Origin of the sequence: Mesorhizobium sp. M7A.F.Ca.CA.004.06.1.1, assembly GCF_003999135.1 — a bacterium.
Lineage (GTDB): Bacteria > Pseudomonadota > Alphaproteobacteria > Rhizobiales > Rhizobiaceae > Mesorhizobium.
Map to the genome: position 1 here is coordinate 1 of NZ_RZPQ01001376.1, position 593 is coordinate 593.

Consider the following 593-nt stretch of genomic DNA (forward strand, 5'->3'; position numbering starts at 1 on the left):
GGTGAGAACTGCGCCGAGGAGCCACAGGCCAACGGCAGGCCAAGTGGCGACAATGAACATGCCAACAACGACGGTGAAGACGCCGCTGCCGGCGATCCATCCCCACCCACCCTGGCTGCGAAGCTGCAAGCCAATAACAATGCGAAGGGTGCCAGCGGCAATGAGCAGGACGCCGAGCACCAGGGAAATGCCGACGGCGGTTAAGACAGGATCGTAGACCGAGATCGCTCCGGCAGCCGCATAGAGCAGTCCGGCCAGGAGGTAGAGAAAGCGGCGGCCCCAGCTGCCAGTCGTGAAGGCGTGGATGATCTGCATCACGCCACCGGCGATCATCATGGCGGCAATATAGAGAACGGATACGAGCGTCGCGAGCAGGAGGTTTAGGCCCGCAATCGCACCGGTGACCAGAAGTCCAATGCCAAGCGCTACGAACCAACCCCACTTGCCGTGAAGTTCCTTCAGTGGCGCTCCGGGCGAGCGGTTGATGGTGGTGTCGAACATTTCAGGTCTCCTTCTTTGCTGGATCGGATAGGCTTGATGCATCTGGCCAAGGGCCAGAAGATCGCGTGGCGACCACGGAATACCCGAGGAGG

Annotated in this window: 1 protein-coding gene; it reads right to left on the bottom strand. The window is 61.0% G+C overall.

The genetic code is table 11. The annotated features are described in order from the left end of the window. The coding region (locus tag EN906_RS36430) for a DUF308 domain-containing protein (protein ID WP_164777723.1) at window positions 1-501 on the bottom strand (501 nt) is incomplete at its 3' end. Window positions 502-593 lie beyond the last annotated feature (92 nt).